Origin of the sequence: Rhizobium vallis (assembly GCF_003985155.1) — a bacterium.
In the GTDB taxonomy this organism is placed as follows: Bacteria; Pseudomonadota; Alphaproteobacteria; order Rhizobiales; family Rhizobiaceae; genus Rhizobium; species Rhizobium vallis.
The window spans coordinates 323,448-346,521 of sequence record NZ_ML133693.1; the positions used below are offsets into that span (position 1 = coordinate 323,448).

The 23,074-nt window shown below is 61.9% G+C and carries 22 protein-coding genes; 11 read left to right on the forward strand and 11 right to left on the reverse strand.

Annotated elements, in window-relative coordinates; translation table 11 throughout:
* Positions 1-26: 26 nt before the first annotated feature.
* Positions 27-1,208 (reverse strand): Tet(A)/Tet(B)/Tet(C) family tetracycline efflux MFS transporter, encoded by a 1,182-nt coding sequence (gene tet / locus EFQ99_RS22775; protein WP_126923482.1) that lies wholly within the window; start codon positions 1,206-1,208, stop codon positions 27-29.
* A gap of 75 nt (positions 1,209-1,283) precedes the next feature.
* Between tet and EFQ99_RS22780 the strand changes: the two genes are divergently transcribed.
* Positions 1,284-1,898 carry a TetR/AcrR family transcriptional regulator C-terminal domain-containing protein gene (locus EFQ99_RS22780; RefSeq protein ID WP_126923483.1) on the forward strand — a complete coding sequence of 205 codons (615 nt, stop codon included), beginning with the start codon at positions 1,284-1,286 and terminating at the stop codon, positions 1,896-1,898.
* A gap of 1 nt (position 1,899) precedes the next feature.
* Here the strand turns inward: EFQ99_RS22780 and EFQ99_RS22785 are convergent, their stop codons facing one another.
* Entirely contained in the window at positions 1,900-2,820 is a 921-nt protein-coding gene (locus EFQ99_RS22785) for a helix-turn-helix domain-containing protein (RefSeq protein WP_126923484.1), read from the reverse strand.
* An 86-nt stretch (positions 2,821-2,906) separates the two neighbouring features.
* On the opposite strand from EFQ99_RS22785, the gene EFQ99_RS22790 reads away from it, so the two are divergent.
* The 5 genes from EFQ99_RS22790 (at position 2,907) to EFQ99_RS22810 (ending at position 9,096) form a co-directional block, all read left to right on the forward strand.
* Entirely contained in the window at positions 2,907-4,181 is a 1,275-nt protein-coding gene (locus tag EFQ99_RS22790; protein ID WP_126923485.1) for an extracellular solute-binding protein, read from the forward strand.
* An 84-nt stretch (positions 4,182-4,265) separates the two neighbouring features.
* Entirely contained in the window at positions 4,266-5,126 is an 861-nt protein-coding gene (locus EFQ99_RS22795) for a carbohydrate ABC transporter permease (protein WP_126923486.1), read from the forward strand.
* On the forward strand, positions 5,123-5,959 hold the full coding sequence (locus tag EFQ99_RS22800) for a carbohydrate ABC transporter permease (RefSeq protein WP_126923487.1): 837 nt from the start codon (positions 5,123-5,125) through the stop codon (positions 5,957-5,959). The genes EFQ99_RS22795 and EFQ99_RS22800 overlap by 4 nt, the downstream gene beginning before the upstream one ends.
* A gap of 13 nt (positions 5,960-5,972) precedes the next feature.
* A complete protein-coding gene (locus EFQ99_RS22805; protein ID WP_126923488.1) occupies positions 5,973-7,055 on the forward strand; it encodes an ABC transporter ATP-binding protein in 1,083 nt (360 codons plus the stop codon).
* Positions 7,056-7,092: 37 nt separating this feature from the next.
* Positions 7,093-9,096, forward strand: a complete 2,004-nt coding sequence (locus EFQ99_RS22810; protein ID WP_126923489.1) for an aldo/keto reductase — start codon at positions 7,093-7,095, stop codon at positions 9,094-9,096.
* Between the two features lie 41 nt (positions 9,097-9,137).
* On the opposite strand, the gene cydX is transcribed toward EFQ99_RS22810, so the two are convergent.
* The 7 genes from cydX to EFQ99_RS22845 all read right to left on the reverse strand — a co-directional run bounded on the left by cydX (position 9,138) and on the right by EFQ99_RS22845 (position 17,060).
* A complete protein-coding gene (gene cydX, locus EFQ99_RS22815) occupies positions 9,138-9,260 on the reverse strand; it encodes a cytochrome bd-I oxidase subunit CydX (RefSeq protein ID WP_126923490.1) in 123 nt (40 codons plus the stop codon).
* 100 nt (positions 9,261-9,360) lie between these two features.
* Positions 9,361-10,515 (reverse strand): cytochrome d ubiquinol oxidase subunit II, encoded by a 1,155-nt coding sequence (gene cydB / locus EFQ99_RS22820; RefSeq protein ID WP_126923491.1) that lies wholly within the window; start codon positions 10,513-10,515, stop codon positions 9,361-9,363.
* Between the two features lie 6 nt (positions 10,516-10,521).
* A complete protein-coding gene (locus EFQ99_RS22825; protein WP_126923492.1) occupies positions 10,522-12,102 on the reverse strand; it encodes a cytochrome ubiquinol oxidase subunit I in 1,581 nt (526 codons plus the stop codon).
* 79 nt (positions 12,103-12,181) lie between these two features.
* Entirely contained in the window at positions 12,182-13,873 is a 1,692-nt protein-coding gene (locus EFQ99_RS22830; RefSeq protein WP_126923493.1) for an amino acid ABC transporter ATP-binding/permease protein, read from the reverse strand.
* Complete coding sequence (cydD, locus tag EFQ99_RS22835; RefSeq protein WP_126923494.1) at positions 13,870-15,600, reverse strand: thiol reductant ABC exporter subunit CydD; 1,731 nt, start codon at positions 15,598-15,600, stop codon at positions 13,870-13,872. The genes EFQ99_RS22830 and cydD overlap by 4 nt, the downstream gene beginning before the upstream one ends.
* 4 nt (positions 15,601-15,604) lie before the next feature.
* On the reverse strand, positions 15,605-16,183 hold the full coding sequence (locus EFQ99_RS22840; RefSeq protein WP_126923495.1) for a GbsR/MarR family transcriptional regulator: 579 nt from the start codon (positions 16,181-16,183) through the stop codon (positions 15,605-15,607).
* Between the two features lie 277 nt (positions 16,184-16,460).
* Entirely contained in the window at positions 16,461-17,060 is a 600-nt protein-coding gene (locus EFQ99_RS22845) for a HupE/UreJ family protein (RefSeq protein ID WP_126923496.1), read from the reverse strand.
* A gap of 306 nt (positions 17,061-17,366) precedes the next feature.
* Between EFQ99_RS22845 and EFQ99_RS22850 the strand changes: the two genes are divergently transcribed.
* Complete coding sequence (locus EFQ99_RS22850; protein WP_126923497.1) at positions 17,367-18,398, forward strand: hydroxyacid dehydrogenase; 1,032 nt, start codon at positions 17,367-17,369, stop codon at positions 18,396-18,398.
* Between the two features lie 63 nt (positions 18,399-18,461).
* Here the strand turns inward: EFQ99_RS22850 and EFQ99_RS22855 are convergent, their stop codons facing one another.
* Both EFQ99_RS22855 and EFQ99_RS22860 read right to left on the reverse strand, forming a co-directional pair.
* The gene (locus EFQ99_RS22855) at positions 18,462-19,466 is read right to left on the reverse strand and encodes a Tim44 domain-containing protein (RefSeq protein ID WP_126923498.1); all 1,005 of its coding nucleotides are present in this window, start codon (positions 19,464-19,466) and stop codon (positions 18,462-18,464) included.
* 84 nt (positions 19,467-19,550) lie between these two features.
* Positions 19,551-20,009: a YbaK/EbsC family protein gene (locus EFQ99_RS22860; RefSeq protein ID WP_126923499.1), complete on the reverse strand. Its 459-nt coding sequence runs from the start codon at positions 20,007-20,009 to the stop codon at positions 19,551-19,553.
* Between the two features lie 226 nt (positions 20,010-20,235).
* Here EFQ99_RS22860 and EFQ99_RS22865 point away from each other — a divergent pair, with 226 nt between their 5' ends.
* From EFQ99_RS22865 to EFQ99_RS22880, 4 genes are all read left to right on the forward strand, one after another.
* Complete coding sequence (locus EFQ99_RS22865; protein ID WP_126923500.1) at positions 20,236-21,237, forward strand: LacI family DNA-binding transcriptional regulator; 1,002 nt, start codon at positions 20,236-20,238, stop codon at positions 21,235-21,237.
* 169 nt (positions 21,238-21,406) lie between these two features.
* A complete protein-coding gene (locus EFQ99_RS22870; RefSeq protein WP_126923501.1) occupies positions 21,407-22,441 on the forward strand; it encodes a sterol desaturase family protein in 1,035 nt (344 codons plus the stop codon).
* A complete protein-coding gene (locus EFQ99_RS22875; RefSeq protein ID WP_126923502.1) occupies positions 22,438-22,749 on the forward strand; it encodes a MocE family 2Fe-2S type ferredoxin in 312 nt (103 codons plus the stop codon). The genes EFQ99_RS22870 and EFQ99_RS22875 overlap by 4 nt, the downstream gene beginning before the upstream one ends.
* Before the next feature lie 71 nt (positions 22,750-22,820).
* Positions 22,821-23,074 (forward strand): substrate-binding domain-containing protein (locus tag EFQ99_RS22880; RefSeq protein ID WP_164736425.1); only part of this gene is annotated, 254 nt, incomplete at its 3' end.

Here is a 23,074-nt window from a genome sequence, read left to right on the forward strand (position 1 = left end):
GTTGGAGTGAAGCATTCCGCCCCGGCTTAGGCGCTGACCCTTGTTTGCTCCGAGGAAAAGGCAAGCGGCAGGCAAAACAGATAGAATGCGGCGCCGAGCACCCAGACGAGACCGGGGAAGAAATCACGCGAGGCGAAATAGACTGTACTGATGGCAAGCGGGCCGATGATCGAGGCAAGGCTCGTCATGCTTGCCAGCAGTCCCTGCATCCGCCCCTGATGGTCTCCGTCGACCCGCGCCGTGACGAGGGATTGCAGCGCCGGCACGCCGATGCCGCCGAGGCAGAAAAGCGGCATCAGCAGAAAGACCATCCAGCCCTTGGTCAGCAAGGCGATGGAGATATAGGCGGCGCTATCGGCAACGACGCCGATAAGCAATGCCCGCCGCTCTCCCCATCGCTCGCTGATGGGACCGGCAATAAAAGCCTGAACGACGGCATGGAACAGGCCGAAGGCGGCAAGCGAGATGCCGATCATTAGCGGCGACCAGGAAAATTTGTCCTCGCCGTAGAGCACCCAGACCGTGCCGCCAACCTCGCCGATCAAGGCGAGAAGGAAATAAGCGCCGACGAAGGGCAGGAGGATGCGAAAGCCGAGAAGCCAGCGGAAGCCGGCAAGCGGCGAGAATGCCTGCTGGCCACCATCGGCTGGACCGGGTTTTCGCGTCTCTGCGAGAAAGAACAGCGCCATCAGCAGGTTGACCGCATTCAGGCCGGCAGCCGCGATGAAGGGTGCGCGCACGGAAACCTCTCCCAGCAGGCCGCCGATTGCGGGGCCGGCGATGAAGCCGATGCCGAAGCAGGCGCTGAGCTGGCCGAAGCGGCGCGTACGCTCGGCATCGTCGGTGATATCGGTGATGCAGGCGGCGGCAACCGCATTGCTGGCGCCGGTGATCCCGGCGACCGCGCGGCCGACGAAGAGCAGCAGGAGCGACGGTGCAAACGCCATGAAGAGATAATCGACGGCGGCTCCGGCCAGCGACAGCATCAGGACCGGCCGCCGTCCCAGCCGATCCGAGAGCGAACCAAGAACCGGCGAAAAGATGAACTGCATTAGCGCATAGAGCGCCAGAAAGGCGCCGAACCGCCAGCCAAGATCGTCGGTGTGGCCGACATCGCGCAACAGCCTGGGAAAAATCGGCAGCGTCAATCCGATGCCGGCTGCATCGAGGATCACGGTGGCATAGATGATGCCGAGGGTCTTTTTCATGGGATCACTCAAAACTTTATCGTTGATAAGCTACTTATCGGTGATAAAGTAATTTGGCAACAGGAATTCGGAACGATGAAAGTGGACCGCGCGCGCATTGTCGACGAAGCGCTGAAACTGCTGAACGAAGTCGGCATCGATGCGCTCTCGACCCGGCTGCTTGCCGAACGGCTCGATGTTCGACAACCCGCGCTCTATTGGCACTTCAAGAGCAAACGCGCGCTGATCGAGGCGATGAACGCCGAGATTCTGATCCGTGGCCACAAAGACCGCTGGCCGCAAGCGGGCGACGACTGGCAAGATTTCCTCATCAAAAACGCCCGCAGCTTCCGCCGGGCCCTGCTTGCTTACCGCGACGGCGGGAGAGTGCACGCTGGAACGGAGGGCGATCCGCAGGATGTCGCCAATGTCGAAAGCCATCTGCAGCTGCTCGTCGACGCAGGCATGACTGCGGAACGCGCAATCGAGCTGCTCGTTTCGCTCGGCCGGTATACGCTCGGCTGCGTCATCGAGGAACAGACGGAGCCGCCGCCGGAACGTGCCGCGCTGGACCGTGCGGTCGAAGCTTTTCCTTTGGCTAGGCAGGCGCTCGCGCATTATCGAAACAATGGCCAGGAGGCCTTCTTCGAGACCGGCCTGCGGACGATCGTCGAGGGCGCCGCGTTATGGCTGGCGCCGAAGCGCTCTTAGGCTAATTCCGGAAGGCGCCGGCTGGCATGGTCGTCACCAGCCTTATATCGCGGCGAAAATCCGATGGCGACATGCCTGCGATGTGGCGGAAGGACTTGTTGAAGGCGCTGATCGAGCCGAAACCGCTGTCCATCGCCACCTGCAATACGTTGGCACCCTCGCTCATCAGCATCGCCTGGGCACGCGACAGCCGGAGCAGCGTCACATATTTGCTGAGCGTCATGCCGGTCGTTCGCTTGAACAGGTTCATCGCATATTTTGGATGCAGGTCGGCGGCGCGGGCAATATCGACCGAATCGATATCCAGCAGGAAATTGGCGGCGATGAAATCGCACATACGCGCAACGCTGCGTGAGGAGTGCGGATGCGGCTGATCGCTTTCGAGACTGACAGCCGTCTTCGACGTCGTCATCGAATAGGGTTCGAGCGCGATGCGCTCGATGCGCAGCAGCAACTCGTCGACGGCATGCTGAGCCTTGGCGGAATCGCCAGAATTCACGTAGCGGACCCAGCGGATGAAATTCTCGTTGTCGGCGGCATCGGTTGCCGAGGTCAGCAGCGTCTCGCCTTTCATCAGCCGGCTTGAAATGTTGATCGGCAGCCGCAGCCGGAAGAAATAGACGAGCGGCAGATGCGCGCCGGCATAGAGCGAATCATCCGAGGATTCATCCATCTGATGTGGCTGGCCACCCCAGAAAAGGCACATTTCGCCAGCGTTCAGCCGGAATTCGTGGTCGTTCATGCGGTAATGCACGGTGCCGCGCATCACATAATTGACCTCGACCTGCGCATGCCAGTGCGGCATGGCCATGATGGGCGGATGGGCGCAAAACATCTGCAGCGCTGTCGGCGACCCCTCGATGCTGCTTGCGCCGGGCTGGTAGATTGCACGCGTACCGACCTTACTTTCCGCCAAATCCATGTTCCCTTTTTAGGAGACAGCCGCTCCCTTGCAGATAGTTTAAGCGCGTTCGTGAAAGATCGGCAATTGAAAAGGGAGGATTTTCAATGCGCTTCAAACTTCTCGCTGCGACCGCTGCCGTCGCACTGCTTGCTTCCGGCTCCGCATTCGCTGAACCGGCCAATCTCACCATCTGGAGCTGGAATGTCGCAGCATCGGCATTGAAGTCCACGCTTCCAGGCTTCAACAAACAGTTTCCCGATATCAAGGTCACCGTGGAAGACCTTGGAAACGGCCAGGTGTTCGACAAGACGCTCGCTGCCTGCGCTGCTGGCGGCGACGGCTTGCCCGATATCGTCAGCATCGAGAATTTCGAGGCTGAAATTTTCTGGAGCCGTTTCCCGGATTGCTTCGCCAATCTGAAGGAGCTCGGCTACACCTCAGATATCCAGGCAAAATTCCCCGACTTCAAGCGCACCGAACTTGAGGTCGGCGATGTCGCTTACGCCATGCCGTGGGATTCCGGCCCGGTCGCCATGTTTTACCGCCGCGACCTCTACGAAAAGGCCGGCGTCGATCCGAGCACGATCAGCACCTGGGACGATTTCATCGCCGCCGGCAAGAAGATTTCCGCCGCCAATCCCGGCACGGTCATGGCACAGGCGGATTTCAACGGCGACAGCGAATGGTTCCGCATGATCGCCAACGAACAGGGCTGCGGCTATTTCTCGACCGATGGCCAGAATATCACCATCAACCAGCCGGCCTGCGTCGCCTCGCTTCAAAAAGTGAAGGAAATGAAGGACGCAGGCACGCTGACGGCCGCCAACTGGGACGAAAAGATCCAGGCCAATACCGCCGGCAAGGCCGCAAGCCAGATGTATGGCGGCTGGTATGAGGGCACCGTGCGTTCCACCTCACCCGATCTCAAGGGTAAGTGGGGCGTCTATAAAATGCCGAGCCTGACGGCCGATGGCCCGCATGCCGCCAATCTCGGCGGGTCGTCGCTCGCCATCTCGGCAACGTCCGCAAACAAGGAAGCAGCCTGGAAATTCGTCAATTACGCCCTCGGCACCAACGAGGGACAGGTCACCATGCTGAAGGAATTCGGCCTGGTTCCGTCGCTGCTTTCGGCTGAGAAGGATCCCTTCGTCAGCGAAGCTCAGCCCTATTGGGGCGGCCAGAAAGTCTGGGCCGACATTCTGGCGACGCTGCCGAAGATCGTGCCGAGCCGCGGCACGGCCTTCCAGAGCGATGCCGAGGCCATCTTCAAGGCGACGCAGGCGAAGTTCTTCGCCGGCGGCTATCCCGATGCCAAAGCGGCTCTCGATGATGCCGCCAAGCAGATCGCTTCGGCGACCGGCCTTCCGATCGCGAAATGAATGACGATGCCGGGCGCTTCAGGCGCCCGGCTTTCTCCCGGCTTGCAAGCCGGTCATTCGTTCGTTTCGTGAGGAGGAGGCTGAATGCCGTCCAGAACCCGGAGCGCCTATGCGTTCCTCGCTCCCTATCTGCTGGTTTTCGCCGCCTTCTGGGTCTGGCCGATCATCGATTCGTTCCTGATTTCATTTCAGAACACGCGCATCAACCCATGGAAATACAGTTTCCAGGCCAACTGGGGCCGGCTCTTTTATGATCCGGCCTTCTATAACGCGCTTTACAACACGCTGATCATCCTGGTGATCCAGGTTCCGGTCATGATCGCGCTTGCGACCGTTATGGCCGTGCTGCTCAACTCGCCGCTACTCAAAGCGCGTCCGCTCTTCCGCTTCGCCTTCTTTGCGCCCGTCGTTGTCGGTGAAGTCGCCTATGCCGCGGTATTCCGGCTGATGTTCAGTCTTGATTTCGGCATCATCAACAAGCTGATTTCATCCGTCGGCTTCAGTCCGGTGTCATGGTTCGACAATGCCAATGCCGCGATGGCGGTCATTATACTCGCGGTCACATGGCGCTGGGCAGGCTATAACGCCATCATCATCCTCGCCGGCCTGCAGGCAATTCCCGATGATGTCTACGAGGCGGCGACGCTCGACCGGGTCAGCAAGGTGCAGCAGTTCTTCCACATCACCCTGCCGCTCCTGAAACCGATCATCCTCTTCTGCGTCGTACTCTCGGTCATCGGCACCATGCAGCTCTTCACCGAGCCCTTCCTTATCACCAACCGCGGCGGTCCCGGCGGCGGCACGGAAACAATGGGCCTCTTCCTCTACCGCCAGGGCTTCACCTCGCTCAATTTCGGCTATGCCTCGGCGGTCGCCTATACGATGGCGGCCCTTGCGGTGACGATCTCGTTTCTCAATCTCTGGATCGGGAGGGATCCAAAATGAAATCCAAATCGCAATCCCTCCTCCTGCGCCAGATCGCGCTGCATGCGGCGCTGGCGCCGCTTGCAATCATCTGGTTATTTCCGCTCTGGATGATGTTCGTGTTCTCGACCATGCCCGACAACGGCATCTTCAGCCCCGAGATCGTGCTCTGGCCATCGACCAATTTCGTCGCGAATTTCCAGAATCTGCAAGCAGACACCGATTTCATCGGCGCAATGGGGATCTCCATCGGCGTCGCGATCGTCTACACATTCCTGTCGGTGCTCTTGACCTCCATGGCGGGCTGGGCGCTGGCGCGTTACCGTTTCGTCGGCCGCTCAATCGTCATCGCCATCATCCTCGGCACGATCACCCTGCCGTTCTCCGTGGTGGTCATCCCGCAATTCATCATGGTGGCACGCGAGTTCCGGCTGGCAAATACCTGGGTGGCGCTGATCGTGCCGCCGCTCTTCAATTCGCTCGGCGTGCTGTTCATGCGGCAATCCTTCTCGATGATGCCGGGCGAACTCTTCGATGCGGCCCGCGTCGAGGGCGTCAAGGAATGGCAGATCTTCCTGCGCATCGCCGTACCGCTGGCGCGACCGACCATGGCGGCACTTGCGATCATCCTCTTCCTCGCCTCGTGGAACAATTATCTCTGGCCGCTGCTCATCAATTCCAAACCGGGGATGATGACGGCGCCGGTGGCCTTGGGAACGCTGATCGGCCTCACCAAAGTGTCATGGGGCGGCATCATGGCGGGTGCGGTGCTGCTGACGGCGCCGATCCTCGTCGTCTTCGTGGCTCTGCAACGCCATTTCATCGCCGGCATCGCGGCCGGCGCAATCAAGTAATCTGGGAGGCCGCATGGCAGAGCTTTCACTCAGCAACATCGTCAAGCGCTTCGGCGGCTTTGAAATCATCCACGGCGCAAATCTGGAGGTGAAGGATGGCGAATTCGTCGTCTTCGTCGGCCCGTCCGGCTGCGGCAAATCCACCTTGCTGAGGATGATCGCCGGGCTCGAGGACATTACCTCAGGCGAGCTTCGGATCGGCGGCAGGGTCGTCAACGACGTCGAGCCGGCCGACCGCGGCATCGCCATGGTCTTCCAGTCCTATGCGCTTTATCCGCACCTGACCGTCGAAGAGAATTTGAGCTTCGGCCTGCGCATGAACGGCAATCCGAAGGCCGACACCGAGCGGCGCGTGCGCCATGTCTCCGAGATCCTGCAGATCGCCGAGCTGATGAAGCGGCGGCCGAAGCAGCTGTCCGGCGGCCAGCGCCAGCGTGTCGCCATCGGCCGCGCCATCGTCCGCGAACCCGAGGTCTTCCTGTTCGACGAGCCGCTGTCGAACCTCGACGCCGAACTGCGCGTGCAGATGCGCGTCGAAATCTCCAGACTGCACAAGCAACTCGGCACGACGATGATCTACGTCACCCACGACCAGACGGAAGCGATGACGCTCGCCGACAGGATCGTCGTGCTGCGTGCCGGCAATATCGAGCAGATCGGCGCGCCGCTCGACCTTTACGACGATCCGGCCAACCAGTTCGTCGCCGGCTTCGTCGGCTCGCCGAAGATGAATTTCCTCAAGGCCGTGGTGGTCGAGACGCAGCCGGGCAGGGCGGTGATTGCGCTCGAAAGCAACGCCGATACGCGCCTGCCGATGCCCGTCGCCGAGCCCATCGAAGCCGGTGCGAAGGTGACGCTCGGCATTCGTCCCGAGCACTTTGTCGATGCGGGCATGGGCGATGCCGATCTCGTCGTCGCCATCGACGTCGCCGAACATCTCGGCAATACCAGCTACATCTACGCCGCCATCGGCAACGAGCAACTGATCATCGAGCGGCCGGAATCGCGCGTTGCCGGCAATCGCGAAACGCTGACCGTCGGCCTTCCCGCAAACCGCACCTTCCTTTTCGACGGAGCCGGCAGAAGGCTTCGCTAAACCGCAATCCCAAGGCAGAAAGACGAAAGAGGTTTCCATGACTTCCGATCAACCCATCCGCTGGGGCATCATCGGCCCCGGCACCATCGCGCGCACCTTTGCAGATGGCGTCGCCCATTCGCGCACCGGCAAACTGGTGGCGATCGCCACCCGCAACCCCGCAAAGCCAGGCCTCGCGGACAACTTCCCCGGCGCACGCATCGTCGACGGCTACGAGGCGCTGCTTTCCGACCCCGAGGTTGATGCTGTCTATATCTCCGTGCCCCATACCGGTCATGCTGAATGGGCGATCAAGGCCGCCCGCGCCGGCAAGCATATCCTCGTCGAAAAGCCGATAGCGCTTTCGGCCTATGATGCCGAAGCTGTTTATTACGAGGCGAAGAAGGCCCGCGTCTTTGCCGGCGAGGCCTTCATGTACCGCGTGCATCCGCAGACGGAGAAGCTCGTCGAACTGATCAAGAGCGGCGTCATCGGCACCGTCCGCATCATCCGCTCGAGCTTCGGCTTCAACATGGGCGGGTTCAAGCCGGAACACCGGCTTTTTGCCAATGACACCGCCGGCGGCGGCATTCTCGATGTCGGCGGTTACCCGGTCTCGATGGCGAGATTGATCGCCGGCGCGGCTGAGGGCAAGGCCTTCCTCGAGCCGGAGAAGGTTTCCGGCGTCGCGCATCTCGGCCAGAGCGGCGTCGATGAATGGGCGTCTGCCGTTCTCAAGTTCCCGAACGAGATCATCGCTGAAGTCTCCTGCTCGATCATGGCGCAGCAGGACAACGTCCTGCGCATCATCGGCTCCGAGGGCCGCATCGAGGTCGCGGACTTCTGGTTCGCCTCCGGCCACAAGGGCGGCGTCGGCAAGATCGAGATCTTCAAGGGCGGCAAGCAGGAGACCGTCGAAGTCAGGGAAGACCGCTGGCTCTATTCGTTCGAGGCGGATGCGGCGGGCGACGCCATTCGCGCCGGCAGGACGGAGTTCAGCGCTCCCGGCATGAGCTGGGCGGATTCGATCGGGAACCTGCGCGTGCTCGACCAGTGGCGTTCCACGGTCGGCCTGGAATACGGCGTCGAGAAGGCCGCCAAGCGCACGGCAAATATCGCCGGCGGTGCGGTCACGCGCGGCAGCAGCATTCCGCGGCGTCAGATCCCCGGCATTTCCAAGCCGGCCTCGGTCGTCACCCTCGGCTTCGAGTTCTTCCCGAACTTCGCCTCCGCCTCGCTGACGCTCGATGCCTTCTACGAGGCCGGGGGCAACGCCTTCGACACGGCCTATGTCTATGGCGGCGGCAAGACGGAGACGATATTCGGCGATTGGCACACCAGCCGCAAGGTGCCGCGCGAGGAGATCGTGCTGATCGGCAAGGGCGCCCATTCGCCGCTCTGCTATCCAGATATGATCGCAAAGCAGCTCGACCAGTCGCTCACCCGGTTGAAGACCGACTATGTCGACGTCTATTTCATGCATCGCGACAATACCGACGTGCCTGTCGGCGAATTCGTCGATGCCATGGATGCGGAAGTCAAACGCGGCCGCATCCGCGGCATCTTCGGCGGCTCAAACTGGACGCGGGCGCGTTTCGACGAGGCGATCGCCTATGCCGAAAAGACCGGCAAGGCGGCGCCGGCAGCACTCTCCAACAACTTCTCGCTCGCCGAGATGCTCGATCCGATCTGGGCCGGCTGCGTCGCCGCTTCCGATGACGACTGGAAAAAGTGGCTGAACGAGAAGCAGATCCCGAACTTTGCCTGGTCAAGCCAGGGTCGCGGCTTCTTCACGGACCGTGCCGGCCGCGACAAGCGAGACGACGAAGAGATCGTCCGGGTCTGGTATTCCGAGCGCAACTTCGGGCGCCGCGACCGCGCCATCGAGCTTGCCAACAAGCTCGGCCGCAACCCGATCCACATCGCGCTCGCCTATGTGATCGCGCAGCCTTTCCCGGTCATTCCGCTGATCGGGCCGCGCACCGTCGCCGAACTGGAGGACAGTCTCTCGGCACTCGACATCAAGCTGACACCCGACCAGGTCAAGTGGCTGGAAGGCTGATAATGAGAGAAGGGCGCGGCTAACCCGCGCCCTTCTTATATCTACTTGCGCTTTCCGGCAGCCTTGTCTCTAGCCTGGTCGTCCATCAGCTCATACCACATGGCGTTGAGAACGGCGAAGGCAGCGGCCAGCGGCAGGCCGAGGATCCATGCGAAATACCACATCGTTTTGTCTCCTTCGGAGCAATTCCAGGAAAAGTGCGAAGCGGTTTTCCGTCCGGAATTGCGTACAAATAAAAGGTTAGAGTGGTTCTGCTGAACCGCTCTAGTAGGCATGGCTGTTCTTGTCGGTGATGGATTTCTCGTCGACCTTGCCCCACAGAACCTTGTAGACCCAGGCCGTGTAGGCGAAGATGATCGGCAGGAAAATTCCCGACACGACAAGCATGATGAACAGCGTCTGGTGGCTCGACGACGCATCCCACACTGTCAGGCTCGATCGCGGATCGAGCGAGGAGGGCAGGATGAACGGAAACATCGAGAGGCCGACCGTCGAGATGATCCCGAAGATTGCGAGTTTGCTGAAAAGCAGCGTCATCACCTCGCGCCTTGCCCGCATGGCGATGAAGGCCAGCGCCGCGCCGACAAAGCCGAGGACGGGGGCGATGATCATCCACGAATGGGCGCCGTAATTGGCAAGCCATGCACCCTTTTCGATCGCCACGGTCTTCAACAGCGGATTGGAAGGCCCGATCGGGCTGATTTCGCTGGTGATGCGATAGCCGCTAATGCCGGCCCAGAGGAAAAGGCCGCCGAGCGCAAAGAGCACGATGGCGGCAAGGGCGGCGACGCTGCCATAGCTTCTGGCACGCTCGGCAACCGGGCCGCTCGACTTCAGCACCAGCCAGGCCGCACCGTGCATCACCAGCATGGCCAGCGAAAGCAGGCCGCAGAGCAGCGCATAGGGGTTGAGTAGGGCAAAGAACGACCCTTCGTAGAAGATCCGCATATCGTCGGCAAAGCGGAAGGGCACGCCCTGCAGCACATTGCCGACGGCAACACCGAAGATCAGCGACGGCACGAAGCCGCCGATAAAGAGCGCCCAGTCCCAACCATTACGCCAATTGGCGCTTTCCCGTTTCGAGCGGTATTTGAAGCCGACCGGACGCAGGATGAGCGCGAAGAGAATCGCAAACATGGCGAGATAGAAACCCGAGAAGGAGACCGCATAAAGCGGTGGCCAGGCGGCGAAGATGGCGCCGCCGCCGAGGATCAGCCAGACCTGGTTGCCTTCCCAGGTGGCGCCGATGGTGTTGATCACCACACGCCGTTCCGTATCGGTCCTGGCGACGAAAGGCAGGAGCGCACCGACGCCGAGGTCGAAGCCGCCTGTCGTCGCAAAAGCGATCAGCAGCACACCAAGCAGCAGCCACCAGATAACGCGCAGGGTTTCATAGTCGATGAGTTCGTGAAGGATCATGACGGTTCACTCCGCGGCAGGGACGAGGGTTTCGGAAATCAGATGGGCTTCCGGCTCGTCGTCCGGCTCCGGCCCTTGCCTGATCGCCTTGATCATCAGGCTCATCTCGATGACGATCAGCGTCGTATAAAGTGCCGCAAAACCGATGATGGTCAGAAGCACGGTGCTGGCGCCGAGGCTGGAGACGGCAGCAGCCGTCGGTAGCACCCCTTCGATCACCCAGGGCTGGCGGCCAAATTCGGCAACGACCCATCCGAGTTCGATGGCGACCCAGGGGAGCGGGATCGCCAGCACGGCAATCCTCAGAAGCATCGGATATTTATCGAGATGGCGGCGGGCCGACAGCCAGAAGAAGGTGGCCGTCAGCAGGATGAAGAACATGCCGAGGCCGACCATGATCCGGAAGGACCAGAAGAGCGTCGGCACATGCGGGATCGTATCACGCGCAGCCTGAACGATCTGCTCGTCGGTCGCCTGGCGCGGATCGTCGACATAGCGCTTCAGAAGAAGAGCGTAACCGAGGTCATGGCCGAGATCCTCGAAGGAGGTGCGAACTTCCTGCGCAACCTGATCCTGTGCCGGCGCTGAGCGGATCTTCATCAGCGCATCGTAGGCCTTGATGCCGTCGCGGATTCGGGTTTCGGCCTGCTGTTCGAGTTTGTCGATGCCAGGGATTTCTGTCGTCAGCGACCGCGTGCCGATCAGGCCCATGACCCAGGGAATATGCACGGCGAAATGCGTTTCGCGCGCCTCCTGATCCGGGAAGCCGAAGGCGGTGAAGGCGGCCGGAGCCGACTCCGTCTTCCACATGGCCTCGATGGCGGCGAGCTTCATCTTCTGGTTTTCGGTCGCGAGATAACCGCTTTCGTCGCCGAGCACGACGACGGAGAGTGTCGCGGCAAGACCGAAGGAGGCGGCGACCGTCATCGAGCGCTTGGCAAGCTCGATATGCCGGCCCTTCAGCACATACCAGGCCGAGACGCCGAGCACGAAGATCGAGGCGCAGACGTAACCCGCCGACACCGTGTGGACGAATTTCGCCTGGGCGACCGGGTTGAAGACGACGTCGAAGAAGCTTGTGATCTCCATGCGCATCGTCTGCGGATTGAGCGCCGATCCCACCGGGTTCTGCATCCAGCCATTGGCGATGAGGATCCAGAGTGCCGAGAAGTTCGAGCCGATCGCCACCGCCCAGGTGGCGACGAGATGGCCCACCTTCGACAGCTTGTCCCAGCCGAAGAAGAACAGGCCGACGAACGTCGCCTCGAGGAAAAAGGCCATCAGGCCCTCGATTGCCAACGGCGCGCCGAAGATGTCGCCGACATAATAGCTGTAATAGCTCCAGTTCATGCCGAACTGGAATTCCATGACGATGCCGGTGGCGACGCCGATCACGAAATTGATGCCGAACAGCGTGCCCCAGAATTTCGTCATCTGCCGCCAGATCTGGCGGCCGGTCATGACATAGACGGTTTCCATGATCGCGAGCAGCACGGAGAGCCCGAGCGTCAGTGGCACGAACAGGAAGTGGTAAAGCGCCGTCAGCGCGAATTGGAAGCGCGATAGCGCTACGATATCTAGTTCCATTGTCTTTCTCCCACGGTCCCACGGGGTACAGAACGTTCCTCAAGCGCCGGCCGGCGCCTGAGAGCATGCAAGCTCACGCTCAGTCCGGCCGGAGCCGGTCGAGCGCCTTTTCGAACGCCGCCTCTCCGCGGCGCGAAACCTCTGAAATGCGTCCGCCTTCGATGACGGCGATGCGGTCTGCGATCGCGGCCTCGCGACGGATATGGGTGGCGATGAGCAGCGAGCGGCCTGCCGCCATGGTCGATAGCCGAGAGAGCACATCGCGGGCCGTGACGCCGTCGAGGCCCTCTGTGGGTTCATCGAGCAGCCAGAGCGGCGTGTCGCGCAGGAAGAGCCGGGCCAGCGCCAGGCGTCGTGACTGGCCGCCGGAAAGGCCAAGACCGCCTTCGCCGAGCCTTGTGTCGATCCCCCGCCGCATGGCCTCGATATCGGCGAGCAGGCCGGCGGCGGCGAGCGCTTCGAAAAGACGAGCCTCGCTCGCATCGGGGTTCGCAAGAACAAGGTTGCCGCGCAGGCTATCTTCGAACAGTTCCGTCCGCTGTGTCAGCAGGGTTGCCGTCGTTGCGGCAATTGTTCCTGTCCTTGCCGGCAGTTCACCGGAAAGAAGGGCAAGCAGGCTCGACTTGCCGGCGCCGCTGCTGCCGATGACGGCCAGGCGTTCACCCTGCTTAAGCACGAGGTCGACGCCCTCGAGCGCCGGTACGGCGGAATTTTCATGGAAGGCGGAAACCTCCGTCAGCGAGAAGGCGTATCCGGGCGAGGGCGCCGCCAACGGTTGGGATGCCGCCACGATGGCAAGCCGCGGTGCGATGCGCCTTGCGGCAAGCAGCGTCCGCCCGAGTTCGAGGGCACCGCGGCGCAGGGCCGCGAAGGGTTCGACGGCCGCGAAAGCGACGAGAAGCCCAAGGGCTGCGACCGGCGCGGTAATCGCCTTCGTCTCTGCAAGGGCAGCGACGGCAAGGAGAGATCCCGCCAACAGGAGGGTGGAAACCAGACCGAAGCCGAATGTCAGGCCGGTTTCGACTCGGTTCAGCCGGTCATCGGCACGGGCGGCGTAGCCGTCGGCCGCAGCGATAGCGCTTGTCTGCGCGGCAAGCCGTCCGGCCATCAGCAGATCCGTTTGGCCAGCGACGAGATCGATCGTCCGCGACCGCAGCGCCTCGATGCCAAAAGCGCGCCGCCGGGCATGGACGCGCGCCGCCCGGCCGGCGATCAAAGGCAGGCCAAGACCGGCGCCGGCGAGAAAGAGGCCGAAACACAGGCCAAACAGAGGATGCATGAGCCCCAGCACGACGCTCGCGGCCAATGCTGCGCCGATTGCGACCGCGGCTGGCACGAGAATGCGGAGATAGAGAGCGTCGAGCGCATCGATATCGGCGGTCAACCGGAAGAGCAGTCTTGCCGGACGATGGAGAAGAGCGCGGGCAGCACCCGGCTCGGCGAAACCGCGAAACAGCCTTTCGCGAAGGGCGGCGAGCACGCCGAGCGTCGCGTCATGGGTCGCAAGCCTCTCACCGTAGCGCGCCGCTGTCCGGACGATGGCGAGCAGGCGGATGCCGGCGGACGGTGCAAAGATGTCGAAGGTGACGGCGGCTGCAGCAGAAAGCCCGGCAAGCGAAGTGGCGGTGATGAACCAGCCGGAGAGGCCGAGCAGTGCGATGCCAGCTGTGACGGTCGCCGCCGAAAGCGCTGCACCGAGCAGCAGCGAACGCCGGCGCTCAGCAAGGAACAGGCGCAGGATCGGCTTGAGGTCAGTGGTCAAGACGCTCATTCGGCGGCCTCCCTCATGACAATATCGGCGTCGATGCGCAGAGTGCGATGCATGCGGGCGGCAAGCAGCGGATCGTGGGTCGCAACGATCAAGGTTCGGCCGCTGGCGAGTGAAAGCAGGCTCTCGGTCACCTCGGCGGCAGTCTCAGCGTCGAGATGTGCGGTCGGTTCGTCGGCCAGGATGATCTTCAGATGCCGATTGCAGGCCGCGCGCGCAATCGCCAGCCGCAGCGCCTCGCCGCCGGAAAGCCCGATCCCGGCTTCGCCGAGCGGCCGGCTGCCATAGGCTTCGGCAACCCTTCCGAGTCGGGCCGTCTCCAGTGCCGTCGACACATCGCCGGGTGCGATGCCGAGTCTGCCGAGTGCGATATTGCCGGCGATGGTGCCGGCAAAGACATGCGGCTTCTGGCCGATCCACGCCATGCCGCCGCGCAAGGCCGCGGCACTGTCGTCCGTGAGCTCGGTGCCGCCGATAACGATGCGGCCGCCGGTTATGGGAGCCAGTCCTGCCGTCAGCGAAAGAAGCGTCGATTTGCCGGAACCGCTCGCGCCGAGAAGCGCCAGATGTTCACCGGCTGCGATATCGAGGTTGAAATCGTCAAGGACAAATGGTTCATCGCCCGCGTAGCGGAAGGCGAGATTGTCGATGCGGATTGCGGGGGCTGTGGCGTCTGCCAGCGCCGAAGCGTCAGCAGACCCCCGAATGGACAAACCATCGGCAGCAAGGGCGTCCAAGGCTTTCAGTGCCGCTTCGCCGGCCGCCCGGTCGTGCCAGACGGCCGAAAGCTCGCGCAGCGGCTCGAAGAAGGCCGGCGCCAGCAGCAGAATGAACAGCCCCTCGGTCAGGTCGAGCCGACCTATCCAGGTACCGAAGCCGATCTCGCCGAGTAGGCTGAAGCCGACATAGACGGCAATCATCGCCACGCCGAGCGCGGCGAAGAGTTCGAGCACGGCCGAGGAGAGAAAGGCGATCTTCAGCACTGCCATGGTACGCGTGCGCAGCGATTGCGCCTCTGCACGCAGCCTGAGCGCGGTCGCATCCACCGCGTCGAGCGCGCGGATCGTCGCCAGTCCGCGCAGGCGATCGAGCAGGAAGCCGTTGAGGCCGCCGGTCGCGACGAGCTGCTTTTCGCTCGCGGCCTGGGCCCGCCAGCCGATCAGCGCCATGAAAACGGGGATCAGCGGCGCTGCGAACAGCAGGACCAGCGCGGCAATCCAGGAAACCGGGAGGATGAAGGCAAGGATGACGAGTGGCACGAGGCTCGCCTTCAGCCGTGCCGGCTGAAAACGCGAGAGATAGGGTACGATGAGTTCGGCCTGTTCGCCGAGCACGCTTACGGCCTTGCCGGAGGCCGGCCGAGTACGATCGAGCGGTGAGGACAGCGACAGTGTTGCGGCGGCAAGTCGCCGCCTCCGGCTGAGCTCGGCGCGGGCGGCATGAAAGGCGAGGCGGCCGCCAGCGGCATCGAGAGAGCTTTTCGCAAACCCAAGAAGAAGAATGCCGAAGGCAGGCCAGAGGACGTCAGCCAATCCACCGCCATCGGCGATACGGCCGACCGAGACGGCCAGCAATCCGGCTTGAGGAATCCATAAGACTGATGCCAGCGCCTGCAGCATCGCCGCTTTGCGGAGCCCGCCATTCGCCGCGCCGCCGCGGGACGAAACGGCATCGCCATCCCGCGACGCAGCCTCTTGTCTGTCTCTCGCGTCGAAGAAAGCACTGCCCATGGCGCTAACTCTTGTTCGCAGGATTCGGCCGGCGGCTGCGGCCAAGCGAGATGACCCGGTCCTTGGCCTCCAGAAGCTTGGTCACTTTCGCACCCAGCGAGAGTAGCGTCGCCAGCCTTTCCGTTTCAAGTTGTTTTACGTCGTCATACCAATGCGTCAGCTGTTCGATCAGCGTGTGCATCTCGCCCATGCGCTCCTGCGCATATCGTTCGGCATCGCTTGCAGGCCGCTGCATCAGGATTTCGCGCAGAACGGAAAGCGTCGGATCGACTTCGCGCTTCTTTCGCTCCTCGGCGAGCGTCCTCAATATATGCCAGACATCATCAGGCGTCGTGAAGAAATCGCGGCGGTCGTCCGGCTTGTGCTTGAGAAGGACGAGGTTCCAGGCCTGCAACTCGCGCAGGCTCATCGAAACGTTGGAGCGCGAAATGCTGAGAGAATCGGCGATCTCCTCGGCGCAGAGCGGCGCGGGAGAGACGAAGAGCAGCGCATAGATCTGGCCGACCGTGCGGTTGATTCCCCAGCGGGACCCCATTTCACCGAAATGGAGAACGAAGGACTGGACAAGGGGCGGAAGGTTCATCGTCATTTCCGTTGCGTCTGTGATTTCAGAAATTTCTGAAATCACTATACTGACCTTCGCACCCCACCGACAATCGGCAAGGCGACCCTGCGTCAATTTGGATGTCCGTACGTTGATTGTGCGTCAGACATAGCCCGATGCAGCACGGCTGGATTTGATTTGGGTCAAGTCCGCGTCACTTTGCAGCGATGATGCGAAAACGCCCGGCATGCGAGGCGCATACCGGGCGTTTGGTCTAACGGTGATGTCCAGGCGCGCTTGCGCGCTGGCGCTGACTTCAGATCAAGCCGGCAAGGATGCCGACGCCGGCAACGGTGGCGATGCCCCCGGCAGCACGCGTCACGAAGACACCCTGACGTTCACCGGCACGGCTGATGACGTAACCGAGCGCGAGGCCGGCTGCATGCAGCAGTGCGGTGGCGATCATGAAGCCGGCGGCATAGGCAGCGCCGGCAGCGTTTTCCGGCATTTCGGTGCCGTGCGCATGGCCGTGGAAGACGGCGAAAAGGCCGACGATGCCGAGTGCTACGGCAAGCGGCGCCTTGACGTTGAGCGCGACGATGGCGCCGAGCACGACGACGGAAAGCGCGATGCCGATTTCAACGAAGGGAACATTGATCCCTGCAATGCCGAGGGCACCGCCAAGCGCCATCACCAGGACAAAGGTCGCAGGCACGAGCCAGGTGGCGCGACCGCCAAGCTGAAATGCGAAAACGCCGACCATGACCATGGCGAGGACATGATCGAGGCCAGAGATCGGATGGGCAAAGCCATGGCTGAAGCCCGCAGCTTCGCCGATGGCGGGATGGGCGGAGGCGACGGCTGGAAGAGCTATGACAGCCAAAGCAAGCAGGCCGCTCTTGAATGCTGATTTCATTGCTCGATTCCCTCGTGAGTTTTCCGATATGCTGCGGCGGCCGAACACCGGGCATGGTTCGAAGTCGCGCGCTCAAGCTAGTTCAAGGAATTTGCGCCGTCAACGAAAACTCTAAGAAATACCAAGGCAATTCAATTGCTTATCTGATAGGCAATTGCCGCTTTCGGTAGCGCCCACCTCGATATCGACGCATCGAAGGACTTTCGTCTTTCACATTCCTCCTGACGTGAACTGGAAAGCGTCCTGCACAGAAGCTATCAATCGACGAGCCGAGGCGGCCGCACCGCCGCGATGGAGGAGATGCCCATGACGAATACCGAACGGCCGCTGGCAATCAGCGCGCCCGAGCCGCGCACTCTCGATCTGATCTTCAGCGACAAGGCGCGCGCCGAACTGCATGCGAAATACGAGATCATCGAAGCTGATCCGGACAAGATCGCCGGCCTCGGTGACGAAATCCTCCGCCAGGCGCGCTACGTTATCGGCCAGCCGCCGCTTTCGGCCGAAACGCTCGCCAGAATGCCGGCCTTGCGCTCGATCCTTAATGTCGAAAGCAATCTTCTCAACAACATGCCCTATGACGTGCTCTTTGAGCGCGGCATTCATGTCGTGACGACAGGCCAGGTTTTTGCCGAGCCGGTCGCCGAAATCGGTCTCGGCTTCGCGCTGGCCTTGGCGCGCGGCATCGTCGATGCGGATGTCTCCTTTCGCGAGGGCAACGAGCTCTGGGGCGGGGAGGGCAATGCGAGCGCGCGGCTGGTTGCCGGTTCCGAGATCGGCATCGTCGGCTTCGGCGATCTCGGCCGAGCGCTGCGTCGGGTGCTCTCAGGCTTCAGGGCGCGCATCAGGGTGTTCGATCCCTGGCTGCCGCGTTCTATCCTCGAGGAAAACGGCGTCGAACCGGCAAGCCTCGAAGACGTGTTGACCAAGAGCGATTTCGTCTTCGTCGTTGCGGCCGTGACCAGCGAAAACAAGGGGTTTCTCGGCGCGGAGGCCTTTGCGAGCATGCGCCGGGGTGCCGCCTTCATTCTGCTCAGCCGTGCCGACGTCGTCGATTTCGATGCATTGATCGCCGCCGTCTCGTCCGGCCATATCGTTGCGGCCAGCGACGTCTACCCTGAAGAGCCGCTGCCGTCCGACCATCCGGTGCGCAGCCTGAAAGGCTTCATCCGCTCGGCGCACCGGGCCGGAGCGCTCGACAGCGCGTTCAAGAAGATGGGCGACATGGTGCTCGAAGACATGGACCTGATGGATCGCGGCCTGCCGCCGATGCGCTGCAAGCGCGCGGAACGCGAAACGGTCTCGCGGATGCGCTCCAAGCCGGTCGCAGTGAACTGAAACATATGGCCCAGAACCGATTGGCGGTTCTGGGCCAGCTGATTGCCCGATGCGGGAAAGATTTTAGGCGGCGCGCTGCTCGGTGCCCTGGATGGCGGCGAGCTTCCAGTCGGCGCCCGACTTGCGCACGAAGGTCCACACCTCGGTGCTTTCGCTCGGGCGGCGGTCGTCGCCGGAAACGACACGGCCGCTGTCGCGTTCGACCATGGCGTCGATCGAGGAGTAGCGCATGGCGAGTGTGGCAAATTCCTGCCCGTCCTCGCGCCAGGCTTCGGCGATGTCGCCCTGCAGCAGCTTGACGTCGGAGACGCGGTTGCGCACGCCGTTGGTGGCATTTTCGCCGAGTTCCTCGGCAAGATAAGACATCGCCTCGGGCGTCGTCAGCCGGCGCAATGTGCCGTAATCCTCGGCGCCATAAGCGGTCTGTACCTTTGTCAGGAGTTCCTCGAACTGGTCGAGATCAGCCTGCGCCAGCCCGATCTCGTCGCTCGGGCGGTTACCGCGCGACTGCCCGCCGAACCCCGATCTGATCGCCGGGATCTGGAAGGATGAATTGCTCGGGGGCGACATATTATAAGACTGCCCGTAGGACCGGCTCTGACCGCCAACGCCATAGGAAGGCTGGCGGCGGTTGGCGAAATAACGCATGGCGAGCATGACTGCGCCGCCGATCAGGGCGATCTGCAGCAGCATGCCGAGGAAGCCGAAGCCGCCGCCGAAACCATGGCCGAGCAGCATGCCGAGAAGGCCGCCGGCGATCAGGCCGCCGATCATCGAGCGGCCGAAGCCGCCGAAGAGGCCGGGACGCTGGGCATAGCCGGGCTGCTGCGTGTTATAGGGTGCGGTCGTCTGCGGGCGCGGCGTCATCGAGCGTTCGATCGGGGCAACCGGGGCAGGTGCCGTGCTGGTGACCGGAGGCGCGCTGAAAGTACGCGTGCCGCGACTTCCGAATCCGCCGAAGCTGCCGGCGCGGCGCGCATCGGCATCGCTGATGGTGGCAAAAACGGTAGCGCTCGTCAGTACGGCTATCGCCGCAATCTTGGCAAAACGCGAAACGGCACTCGGCATTCCTGATCTCCTGTCATGCGCAATCACGGCATGTCGAGATCCAATATAGGTACTCTTTCCGCTATGTGAAGTTCTTCAGCCCTTTTACTGGCAGACGTCGACCCAGCTGGCGCCGGTCAGTTCGGCCAGCCGTCCGGTGGAGATGCGCACGGCAGAATTCGTCGAGCCGGCGGCCGGCACGACTTCCTCGAAGCGTTTGAGCGAGACGTCGCAATAGACCGGCAAGGGCGCCGGCAGGCCGAACGGGCAGACGCCGCCGACCGGATGGCTCGTCACAGCCACGACTTCCTCTGCATCGAGCATGCGCCCTTTGCCGCCGAACGTATCCTTGAATTTGCGATTGTCGAGCCGCGCCGTGCCGCCGGCAACGACCAGCATTGTCTTCTCGCCGACGCGCAGGCAGATCGTCTTGGCGATCTGGGCGGGCTCGACGCCGTGCGCTTCGGCGGCAAGCGCCACCGTCGAGGAGCTCTCGGCGGTTTCGATGATTTCAATATCGGGCGCGTGGGTGCTGAGGAAGGCGCGGACGGATTGAAGGCTCATGGGCGAGATACTTGTGAAAAAACAATCGATCTGGGGTCGTATGATGCAGTGAATGCGGAAATTCAAGCATCACTTCGTAACTTGATATTCCAGAAATTTCAATCTCTTAGTCACGGAAGGTCGTTCATTGAGTTCCCGAAACCAAGCGATTGCCCCGGACTTCTAAGTCATGGATATTGCTGGAAAACTCAATGGAGACGCGGCATTTGTCGGTCGAGGTCAGGAAGTGAGCAAGCCCAACTATCAGGATATTGCCCGCCAGGCGGGCGTCGGGACCGCAACCGTCGAGCGCGTGCTGAATGGACGCGGCGGTGTGCGGCCCGAACTGGTCGAGAAAGTCATCATTGCCGCTCGCACCTTGAACTATCCACGCACGCTTCCGGACACGCATCGCGGTTTGCTGCGCATAGAAGTGCTGATGGTTCGGCCTGAAACGACCTTCTATCAGCGGCTCTCCAAAGCGTTCGAGAGGATCGCCGCCACCCTTGACCCGCTCGCCGTCGTGCACCGGAGCTTCACCGAAGAGATGAAACCGGAAGAGATTGCGCGTCGCATCCTGTCGACCGACCTTTCGCGTGCCGGCCTGATCCTTGCAGTGCCCAGCAGTCCGGTTATCAGGGCGGCCGTGGAGAAGGTCATCGCCCAAGGACTGCCGGTGGTTCACGTCGTCACCCGCGCTTCCGATCGCGAAGGCGAATTCGTGGGTATCGACAATTATGCAGCCGGTCGCACGGCCGCGCTCTTCATCAGCCGCATGGCCCGCCGGTCAGGCCCGGTTGTCGCCATCTGCCATCCGATCTATCAGGTTCATCGTGATCGCATCCGCGGTTTTTCGGACTATTTCCTGGAGCATCCCGGCCCCACCAGCTTCCAGTGGCTGGGCTTCGGCCTCGATGAGGAGCACTACAGCGCCGAACTTCTGTCGTCGGGGCTACGGATGTATCCGGATCTTGCCGGCCTTTACAATGCCGGCGGGGCCAATTCCGCGCTCATCGACGTGCTCCGCCGGCAGGCGCGCGAGCGCAACATTTTCTTCGTCGGCCACGAACTCACCGATTACACACGCAAAGCCCTGCAGGACGGCATCATGGATGTCGTTCTGGACCAGGCGCCCGAGGCGCAGGCCAGACGATCGCTCGATCTGATCCTGCGCCGTATCGGTCTCACCGATATCGAGCCGGATCGAACACCCATTCGTTTCATCACCATCACCAAGGAGGGGCTCTGATCTAATTTGATCAAGAACGGCTTCGGCTTTGCGGCAGCCTCCTGCTACTTTCCAAGCAGAGAGGAGAACCGGAACGTCGGTGGACGAGACCGGACAAGGCGCAGAACGCGCTCTCTTCAATTGAAATGCCTGCGCGGAAAGGCTTCCGCTCAGCTTGAAGGAGAGAGCAATGGACGATCTGAAATTCGGCACGCGCAACAAGCGCGGCGATTGGGCGCCGAACCAGCCTGCAGAGACCGCGCCGCTGTTTGCCTTTCCGCCGCGGCTGATGGCCATCCTGAAATGGCTGCCACATTATTTCTTTCCCTGGAATGCGCTGTTTGCCGCTTCGTCAGTCGCCTATTGGGCCTGGGTCATTCCGCCGGTGGAGACGATGAAAACCTTCGGCATCGGCTGGGTTGCCTGGCTTTATGCCGTGAATGCGATCTGCGTCCTGTTGTTCTATGGTGCATTCGAGCTGCATCTCTATGTGCTGAAGCGGCAGGAAAAGCGCTTCAAGTACAATGGAAAGTTTCCGTCTGAGCAGAAGAGCAAGGCTTTCTGGTTCGAAAGCCAGAACATCGACAACATATTGCGCACCTTTCTGTCGGGCGTAACGATCTGGACGGCGATCGAGGCTGCCATGCTATGGACCTATGCCAATGGTTATGCGCCGTGGCTGAGCTTTGCCGAACATCCTTGGACGCTTGCCATCGTTGCGCTCACCGTGCCTGTTATCCACGAGTTCCACTTCTTCTGCATCCACCGGCTCATCCACACGCCCATTCTCTACAAATGGGTGCATTCGGTTCACCACAACTCGGTCAACCCTTCGCCCTGGTCTTCGCTGTCGATGCATCCGGTCGAGCACCTGCTCTATCTCGGAACGGCCTTTTACCATCTGATCCTGCCCTCCAACCCGATCCTCATGCTCTACCAGCTGCACTATGCGGGCTTCGGCGCCATTCCCGGTCATGTCGGCTTCGACAAGGTCGAGATCGGCGCGGAAAAGCTGGTCGATAGCCACGCCTATGCGCATTACCTGCATCACAAATATTTCGAGGTGAATTACGGCGATGCGCTGATCCCCCTCGATAAGTGGTTCGGCACCTGGCACGACGGTTCGCCCGAGGGCGAAGCCCGCATGCAGGAGCGCTACATCAGGCGCAAGGAAAAGCTTGCAGCCCGCAGGGCCGGCATGGAAGTCAAGGGAGCGACCGAATGAGCTGGATCATCGCCTGCAAACTCGATGACATCGAACAGGAAGGCGCCATCCGTTTCGATCATGGCAGCCGCACCTATGCCATCTACCGGGGTCCCGACGATAGCGTCTACTGCACCGCAGGCCTCTGCACCCACGAGGCGATCCACCTTTCCGATGGATTGGTCATGGATTTCGAAGTGGAATGTCCCAAGCATTCCGGCGCCTTCGACTACCGCACCGGCGAAGCCCTCAGACTTCCCGCCTGCGAGAATTTGAAAACCTATCCGGCCGAGGTGATCGACGGGGAAGTTCGCGTGGCTCTCGCCTGAGCCGGCACATCAGCGGGCCGGAACGGCCTCCGGAATGCATCGGGTGGCCCGGCACCCATTGGGAGGAAATCATGAAGTCTATTTGTGTGGCGGCCATCCTGGCCGCCCTGACGGCTAGTGCTGCCTCGGCCGAGACGATCGGCGTCTCGATGCAGAGTTTCGACAACAACTTTCAGACGCTGTTGCGCGAAGGCCTGAGCGCAAGAGCTACCCAGGTGGGCGGGGTCAGCCTCCAGATCGAGGATGCGCAGACCGACGTCTCCAAGCAGCTCAACCAGGTCAACAATTTCATCGCAGCGGGCGTCGATGCGATTATCGTGACACT

What these genes read in the sequence shown, in the direction of transcription:
- cydB (WP_126923491.1), bottom strand. Translation starts at nt 10,515, where the DNA reads ATGATCCTTCACGAACTCATCGACTATGAAACCCTGCGCGTTATCTGG.
- tet (WP_126923482.1), bottom strand. Translation starts at nt 1,208, where the DNA reads ATGAAAAAGACCCTCGGCATCATCTATGCCACCGTGATCCTCGATGCA.
- EFQ99_RS22855 (WP_126923498.1), bottom strand. Translation starts at nt 19,466, where the DNA reads ATGCCGAGTGCCGTTTCGCGTTTTGCCAAGATTGCGGCGATAGCCGTA.
- EFQ99_RS22850 (WP_126923497.1), top strand. Translation starts at nt 17,367, where the DNA reads ATGACGAATACCGAACGGCCGCTGGCAATCAGCGCGCCCGAGCCGCGC.
- EFQ99_RS22870 (WP_126923501.1), top strand. Translation starts at nt 21,407, where the DNA reads ATGGACGATCTGAAATTCGGCACGCGCAACAAGCGCGGCGATTGGGCG.
- EFQ99_RS22825 (WP_126923492.1), bottom strand. Translation starts at nt 12,102, where the DNA reads ATGGAACTAGATATCGTAGCGCTATCGCGCTTCCAATTCGCGCTGACG.
- EFQ99_RS22790 (WP_126923485.1), top strand. Translation starts at nt 2,907, where the DNA reads ATGCGCTTCAAACTTCTCGCTGCGACCGCTGCCGTCGCACTGCTTGCT.
- cydX (WP_126923490.1), bottom strand. Translation starts at nt 9,260, where the DNA reads ATGTGGTATTTCGCATGGATCCTCGGCCTGCCGCTGGCCGCTGCCTTC.
- EFQ99_RS22780 (WP_126923483.1), top strand. Translation starts at nt 1,284, where the DNA reads ATGAAAGTGGACCGCGCGCGCATTGTCGACGAAGCGCTGAAACTGCTG.
- EFQ99_RS22875 (WP_126923502.1), top strand. Translation starts at nt 22,438, where the DNA reads ATGAGCTGGATCATCGCCTGCAAACTCGATGACATCGAACAGGAAGGC.
- EFQ99_RS22805 (WP_126923488.1), top strand. Translation starts at nt 5,973, where the DNA reads ATGGCAGAGCTTTCACTCAGCAACATCGTCAAGCGCTTCGGCGGCTTT.
- EFQ99_RS22830 (WP_126923493.1), bottom strand. Translation starts at nt 13,873, where the DNA reads ATGAGCGTCTTGACCACTGACCTCAAGCCGATCCTGCGCCTGTTCCTT.
- EFQ99_RS22840 (WP_126923495.1), bottom strand. Translation starts at nt 16,183, where the DNA reads ATGAACCTTCCGCCCCTTGTCCAGTCCTTCGTTCTCCATTTCGGTGAA.
- EFQ99_RS22785 (WP_126923484.1), bottom strand. Translation starts at nt 2,820, where the DNA reads ATGGATTTGGCGGAAAGTAAGGTCGGTACGCGTGCAATCTACCAGCCC.
- EFQ99_RS22845 (WP_126923496.1), bottom strand. Translation starts at nt 17,060, where the DNA reads ATGAAATCAGCATTCAAGAGCGGCCTGCTTGCTTTGGCTGTCATAGCT.
- cydD (WP_126923494.1), bottom strand. Translation starts at nt 15,600, where the DNA reads ATGGGCAGTGCTTTCTTCGACGCGAGAGACAGACAAGAGGCTGCGTCG.
- EFQ99_RS22810 (WP_126923489.1), top strand. Translation starts at nt 7,093, where the DNA reads ATGACTTCCGATCAACCCATCCGCTGGGGCATCATCGGCCCCGGCACC.
- EFQ99_RS22860 (WP_126923499.1), bottom strand. Translation starts at nt 20,009, where the DNA reads ATGAGCCTTCAATCCGTCCGCGCCTTCCTCAGCACCCACGCGCCCGAT.
- EFQ99_RS22795 (WP_126923486.1), top strand. Translation starts at nt 4,266, where the DNA reads ATGCCGTCCAGAACCCGGAGCGCCTATGCGTTCCTCGCTCCCTATCTG.
- EFQ99_RS22800 (WP_126923487.1), top strand. Translation starts at nt 5,123, where the DNA reads ATGAAATCCAAATCGCAATCCCTCCTCCTGCGCCAGATCGCGCTGCAT.